At 58.8% G+C, this 7518-nt stretch carries 1 protein-coding gene, 2 rRNA genes and 1 pseudogene (1 of these 4 only partly in view); all 4 read left to right on the top strand.

Annotated elements, in window-relative coordinates:
• Nucleotides 1-2505: ribosomal RNA gene (locus Atro_RS12715) — 23S ribosomal RNA — on the top strand (it extends 387 nt beyond the left edge of the window).
• A gap of 156 nt (nt 2506-2661) precedes the next feature.
• Nucleotides 2662-2777: ribosomal RNA gene (rrf, locus tag Atro_RS12710) — 5S ribosomal RNA — on the top strand.
• A 416-nt stretch (nt 2778-3193) separates the two neighbouring features.
• A complete protein-coding gene (locus tag Atro_RS12705) occupies nt 3194-4318 on the top strand; it encodes an efflux RND transporter periplasmic adaptor subunit (RefSeq protein ID WP_497927676.1) in 1125 nt (374 codons plus the stop codon).
• Between the two features lie 24 nt (nt 4319-4342).
• A pseudogene (locus Atro_RS12700) lies at nt 4343-7474 on the top strand (efflux RND transporter permease subunit).
• Nucleotides 7475-7518 lie beyond the last annotated feature (44 nt).

The raw sequence follows: 7518 nt of genomic DNA, 5'->3' as shown, positions 1-7518 counted from the left end.
TCTGAACATGGGGGGACCATCCTCCAAGGCTAAATACTCCTGACTGACCGATAGTGAACCAGTACCGTGAGGGAAAGGCGAAAAGAACCCCGGAGAGGGGAGTGAAATAGAACCTGAAACCGTATGCGTACAAGCAGTGGGAGCCCACTTTGTTGGGTGACTGCGTACCTTTTGTATAATGGGTCAGCGACTTATATTCAGTGGCAAGCTTAACCGTTTAGGGGAGGCGTAGCGAAAGCGAGTCTTAATAGGGCGTTTAGTCGCTGGGTATAGACCCGAAACCGGGCGATCTATCCATGAGCAGGTTGAAGGTTAGGTAACACTGACTGGAGGACCGAACCGACTCCCGTTGAAAAGGTAGCGGATGACTTGTGGATCGGAGTGAAAGGCTAATCAAGCTCGGAGATAGCTGGTTCTCCTCGAAAGCTATTTAGGTAGCGCCTCGTGTATCACTGCTGGGGGTAGAGCACTGTTTCGGCTAGGGGGTCATCCCGACTTACCAAACCGATGCAAACTCCGAATACCGGCAAGTGTCAGCACGGGAGACACACGGCGGGTGCTAACGTCCGTCGTGAAAAGGGAAACAACCCAGACCGTCAGCTAAGGTCCCAAAGTCCTGGTTAAGTGGGAAACGATGTGGGAAGGCTTAGACAGCTAGGAGGTTGGCTTAGAAGCAGCCACCCTTTAAAGAAAGCGTAATAGCTCACTAGTCGAGTCGGCCTGCGCGGAAGATGTAACGGGGCTCAAACCAGGCACCGAAGCTACGGGTGCATCGCAAGATGCGCGGTAGAGGAGCGTTCTGTAAGCCTGTGAAGGTGAGTCGAGAGGCTTGCTGGAGGTATCAGAAGTGCGAATGCTGACATGAGTAACGACAATGGGTGTGAAAAACATCCACGCCGAAAGACCAAGGGTTCCTGCGCAACGTTAATCGACGCAGGGTGAGTCGGTCCCTAAGGCGAGGCTGAAGAGCGTAGTCGATGGGAAACGGGTTAATATTCCCGTACTTCTAGTTACTGCGATGGGGGGACGGAGAAGGCTAGGCCAGCTTGGCGTTGGTTGTCCAAGTTTAAGGTGGTAGGCCGAACACTTAGGCAAATCCGGGTGTTCAAGGCCGAGAGCTGATGACGAGCCTTCTTTTACGAAGGCGAAGTGGTTGATGCCCTGCTTCCAGGAAAAGCCTCTAAGCTTCAGGTAACTAGGAACCGTACCCCAAACCGACACAGGTGGTCGGGTAGAGAATACCAAGGCGCTTGAGAGAACTCGGGTGAAGGAACTAGGCAAAATGGCACCGTAACTTCGGGAGAAGGTGCGCCGGTGAGGGTGATGGATTTACTCCGTAAGCCCATGCCGGTCGAAGATACCAGGCCGCTGCGACTGTTTATTAAAAACACAGCACTCTGCAAACACGAAAGTGGACGTATAGGGTGTGACGCCTGCCCGGTGCCGGAAGGTTAATTGATGGGGTTAGCGCAAGCGAAGCTCTTGATCGAAGCCCCGGTAAACGGCGGCCGTAACTATAACGGTCCTAAGGTAGCGAAATTCCTTGTCGGGTAAGTTCCGACCTGCACGAATGGCGTAACGATGGCGGCGCTGTCTCCACCCGAGACTCAGTGAAATTGAAATCGCTGTGAAGATGCAGTGTATCCGCGGCTAGACGGAAAGACCCCGTGAACCTTTACTGTAGCTTTGCACTGGACTTTGAGCCTGCTTGTGTAGGATAGGTGGGAGGCTTTGAAGTGGGGACGCCAGTTCCCATGGAGCCATCCTTGAAATACCACCCTGGCATGCTTGAGGTTCTAACTCTGGTCCGTTATCCGGATCGAGGACAGTGTATGGTGGGCAGTTTGACTGGGGCGGTCTCCTCCCAAAGAGTAACGGAGGAGTACGAAGGTGCGCTCAGACCGGTCGGAAATCGGTCGCAGAGTATAAAGGCAAAAGCGCGCTTGACTGCGAGACAGACACGTCGAGCAGGTACGAAAGTAGGTCTTAGTGATCCGGTGGTTCTGTATGGAAGGGCCATCGCTCAACGGATAAAAGGTACTCCGGGGATAACAGGCTGATACCGCCCAAGAGTTCATATCGACGGCGGTGTTTGGCACCTCGATGTCGGCTCATCACATCCTGGGGCTGAAGCCGGTCCCAAGGGTATGGCTGTTCGCCATTTAAAGTGGTACGCGAGCTGGGTTTAGAACGTCGTGAGACAGTTCGGTCCCTATCTGCCGTGGACGTTTGAGATTTGAGAGGGGCTGACCTTAGTACGAGAGGACCGGGTTGGACGAACCTCTGGTGTTCCGGTTGTCACGCCAGTGGCACTGCCGGGTAGCTATGTTCGGAAAAGATAACCGCTGAAAGCATCTAAGCGGGAAACTTGCCTCAAGATGAGATCTCACTGGAGCCTCGAGCTCCCTGAAGGGCCGTCGAAGACTACGACGTTGATAGGTGGGGTGTGTAAGCGTTGTGAGGCGTTGAGCTAACCCATACTAATTGCCCGTGAGGCTTGACCATATAACACCCAAACAATCTGGCCCCCGACAGGGCGGTGCAGGGGTGAGGTCGAAGCCGACTGAGCCGAAAATTTGGCTGAACCGCAAAGCCACCGAGACTGCAGTATCACATGCCCGATACGGGATGGCGCCTGACCGCGACGTCCCCACCGAATTGCTTGACGACCATAGAGCGTTGGAACCACCTGATCCCATCCCGAACTCAGCAGTGAAACGACGCATCGCCGATGGTAGTGTGGGGTTTCCCCATGCGAGAGTAGGTCATCGTCAAGCGCCTATCCCGAACCCCCGAGCCGCAACAGACGGCTCGGGGTTTTTGTTTGAAGCACTCGGCAGCGGGGCCGAGAGCGGGCAAGCTTGAGTGCCATGAAAGCGCTATCAGCCGTCCCCGACACAATCATATCGAGTCTCTCCCATTAAATGGCTGCTACGATCCCTCACTAGCAGAACAGGAGTCTGCTGAACCGCCCCGGTTTTTTCTGAGGCCTTCAACCTGTGAGTTTGAGAGGATAGGGCCATGAAGATACCAACCAATACTAATCTGGCCCGGAATTTCGGGAGTGTACTGCCCCCATGGTGCGCGAGCCTCAAGGTGAGCACGAATCACAGTGGACGGCCATCTGCTTCATGGCATCTACGCTTGTAATACAGCAGAACTGGCCTGCGTCACCACAAGCGAGGTTCTTCGGATGCCAAAGGGGCGAGCCTTTGTTGCGGTGGTCTCCATCGCTCTAGCTGTGCTTGTACTGAATGGCTGTAAGCAAGAATCGTCACCGCTGCCTCGCCAGCTACCCCAAGTTGGGGTCGTAACTCTCGAGCCGCAACCCTATGTGCTGACCCATGAACTGCCGGGCCGTACTGCTGCTTATCGGATTGCGGAGGTACGCCCTCAAGTCAGCGGCATCATTCAAAAACGTTTGTTCAGCGAGGGCAGTGAGGTCAGGGCTGGACAGCAATTGTATCAAATCGATGCTGCCGTATATGAGGCAACACTCAAGGAGACCGAGGCCAGCCTAGCCTCAAGCAGAGCGCTGGCGGAGCGCTATACGGTCCTGGTCAAGAGCCGAGCGGTGAGTCGACAGGCCTATGACGAGGCACGGGCAGCCAGCCAGCAGGCGGAGGCCAGCCTGGAAAAGGCCCGAATCGATCTGCGCTACACCAAGGTATTGGCACCCATTGCCGGGCGTATCGGCCGTTCTGCCGTGACTGAAGGGGCGCTGGTCAGCAATGGTCAAGCTCAGGTCATGGCCACTATTCACCAACTCGATCCCATCTATGTTGATGTTATCCAGCCCGCGCGTGAGCTGCTCGCCCTGCGGCGCGATCTGGCCGGTGGTCGTCTGGAGAAAGTAGAAGAGAACTCGGCCAAAGTGACCCTGACTCTGGAGGACGATAGCGAATATGCCCATGAGGGGCGGCTCGAATTTTCCGAAGTTAGTGTCGATGAGAGTACCGGTTCGGTAACCCTGCGTGCGGTGTTTCCCAATCCCGACCGAGAATTACTGCCGGGCATGTTCGTCCGCGCCCATCTGTTCGGTGGGCTGAAGAGCCAGGCAATTCTCGCGCCTCAGCAAGGTGTGACGCGCAACATCAAGGGCGAGGCCACAGCCATGGTGGTCAATGCAGAGAACAAGGTCGAGTTGCGAATGCTAAAGGCAGAGCGCGTTGTGGGTGATCGCTGGCTGGTGAGCGAGGGGCTCGTCCCAGGCGACAGGTTGATCACCGAGGGCCTGCAGTTCATTCGCCCTGGCATCGAGGTCAAGGTGGTACCGGCAGCCAACGTCGGGCAAAACGCCAAGCTGCCTTCAGGTTAGAAGGGATGAGCAAGGGATAGCGCGATGCCCAGATTCTTTATCGACCGCCCCATCTTTGCCTGGGTGATTGCTTTGGTGATCATGCTGGCCGGCGGCTTGTCCATTCTCGCTCTACCGATCAATCAGTATCCCAACATTGCTCCACCGGCAGTGGGGATTTCAGTGACTTATCCAGGCGCTTCGGCGCAGACTGTCCAAGACACCGTAGTGCAGGTGATCGAGCAGCAACTCAATGGCATCGACAACTTGCGCTATATCACCTCGGAGAGCAACTCCGACGGCAGCATGACCATCACGGCCACCTTCGAGCCCGGTACTGATCCGGATATCGCACAAGTGCAGGTGCAAAACAAACTGCAGCTGGCCACTCCGCTGTTGCCGCAGGAGGTACAGCAGCAGGGTATCCGGGTGACCAAGTCGGTGAGGAACTTCCTGCTGATCGTTGGCTTCGTCTCCGACGATGGCAGCATGGATCGCAACGATCTGGCCAACTACATCGTATCGAATATTCAGGACCCGATTTCTCGCGCCAAGGGAGTTGGCGACTTCCAAGTCTTCGGTTCCCAATACGCCATGCGCATCTGGCTGGACCCGGCCCTGCTGAACAATTTCCAGCTGACCCCGGTGGACGTGCGCGTGGCCATCGAGACCCAGAACGTCCAGGTTTCCTCCGGTCAGTTCGGCGGCCTCCCGGCCGTGGCCGGCCAGCAGCTCAGCGCTACCATCGTCGGCAAGACCCGCCTGCAGACTGCCGAACAGTTTCGCGACATCCTGCTCAAGGTCAATGGTGACGGTTCGCAAGTACGTCTTGGCGATGTCGCCGAAGTGGCCCTGGGGGTGAGAACTACAGCATTACCTCGACCTACAATGGCCGACCGGCCGCGGGCATGGCGATCAAGCTCGCCACCGGTGCCAATGCGCTGGAAACGGCCCAGGCGGTGCGCGAAACCCTCGACGAACTAGAGCCTTTCTTTCCGCCGGGGATGAGAGTCGTCTATCCCTACGACACCACGCCGGTCATCTCTGCCTCCATCGAAGGGGTGGTGGAAACCCTTGGCGAGGCGATTGTTCTGGTCTTCCTGGTGATGTATCTGTTTCTGCAGAACTTTCGCGCCACGCTGATTCCCACCCTGGCGGTTCCTGTGGTGCTGCTCGGCACCTTCGGCGTGCTCGCCGCCTTCGGCTTCACCATCAATACCCTGACCATGTTCGCCATGGTGCTGGCCATCGGTCTGCTGGTCGACGATGCCATCGTGGTGGTGGAAAACGTCGAGCGGGTCATGGTCGAAGATGGCCTGTCGCCGCGTGAAGCCGCGCGCAAGTCGATGGGACAGATTCAGGGGGCTCTGGTCGGCATCGCCTTGGTGCTGTCCGCGGTATTCGTGCCCATGGCTTTCTTCGGCGGCTCGACCGGGGTCATCTACCGACAGTTCTCCATCACCATTGTCGCCGCCATGGCGCTGTCGGTGCTGGTCGCATTGATCTTCACCCCGGCGCTCTGCGCAACCCTGCTCAAGCCTGTCGCCAAGGGCGAGCATCACCAGACGCGTGGCTTCTTCGGCTGGTTCAACCGTGTATTCGCACTCAGCGTGCAGGGTTACGAACATGGCGTCAGGGTAGTACTCAGACGCAAGCTGCCCTATCTGCTGCTCTATATGGCGATCATTGCCCTCATGGCCTGGCTGTTCACCCGTATACCGACCGCCTTCCTTCCCGACGAGGACCAAGGCGTGCTCTATGCCCAGATACAGACGCCCTCCGGGTCCACCGCCGAGCGCACCCAGAGGGTGGTGGATGCAATGCGAGACTACCTGCTGACCGAGGAGGGCCGTCTGGTCAACTCGGTCTTTACCGTGACCGGATTCAACTTTGCCGGTCGGGGCCAGAGTTCCGGCCTGGCCTTCATCGCGCTGAAACCGTGGGCTGAGCGAACCGGCGAGGAGAGCAGTGTGTTCGCTCTCGCCCGGCGCGCCCAGCAGCGCTTCGCCACCTTCCGCGATGCCTTGGCCTTTGCCTTCGCCCCGCCGGCGGTGATGGAGTTGGGCAACGCCAGCGGTTTCAACCTGTTCCTGCAGGACCGCGCCGGCGTCGGCCACGAAGCGCTGAGCGCCGCTCGCGACCAGTTTCTCGCCCGTTCTGCAGAGAGTCCGGCGCTCAGTCGGGTACGCGCCAACGGTCTGCGCGACGAGCCGCAGTACCGCCTGCTGATCGACGACGAGCAGGCACGCGCCTATGGCCTGTCTCTGGCGGACATCAACAGCAGCGTTTCTATCGCCTGGGGGGCCAGCTACGTCAACGACTTCATCGACCGCGGCCGGGTGAAGAAGGTCTATCTGCAGGGCAGGCCCGAGGCGCGCATGAGCCCGGAAGATCTTGGCAAGTGGTTCGTGCGCAACGCGGCCGGTGCCATGGTGCCGTTCAGCGCCTTCGCCAGCGGCGAATGGACCTATGGCTCGCCGAAACTGGCACGCTATAACGGCGTTTCGGCGATGGAGATCCTCGGCGAGCCGGCGCCCGGATACAGCTCCGGCGATGCCATGGCCGAGGTCGAGCGGATCGCCGGGAACTGCCGCCCGGGTCGGCTACGCGTGGACCGGGCTGTCCTACGAAGAGCGCCTGTCCGGCTCCCAGGCCCCGGCGCTCTACGCACTGTCGCTGCTGGTGGTGTTCCTCTGCCTGGCGGCCCTCTACGAGAGTTGGTCGATCCCCTTTTCGGTGATGCTGGTGGTGCCGCTGGGGATCGTCGGCGCGCTCGGCTCCACCAGCCTGCGCGGGTTGTCTAATGACGTTTACTTCCAGGTAGGCTTGCTCACCACCATCGGCCTCTCGGCGAAGAACGCGATCCTCATCGTCGAGTTCGCCAAGAGCCTGCACGAGCAGGGCATGGACCTGTTCGATGCGGCGGTGGAGGCCTGCCGCATGCGTCTGCGGCCGATCGTCATGACCTCCCTGGCCTTCATCCTTGGTGTCGTGCCGCTAGCCGTCTCCAGCGGCGCCGGAGCCGGCAGCCGGCATGCCATCGGTACCGGGGTGATCGGCGGCATGCTCACCGCCACCGTGCTGGCGATCTTCTGGGTGCCGCTGTTCTATGTATTGGTGTCCTCCTGGTTCAAGGAGCACAAGCGGACGGCCGACGGGGGCGGAGGAGCCTCCTGAGGTGCTTGCTGCCGAGCGACATCCGTCGCGGGCAACCGGGCTGC

It is taken from the genome of Azotobacter tropicalis, assembly GCF_059739045.1.
The sequence above is the reverse complement of the archived record's forward strand: the minus strand, read 5'-3'. Positions and strand labels throughout refer to the sequence as shown.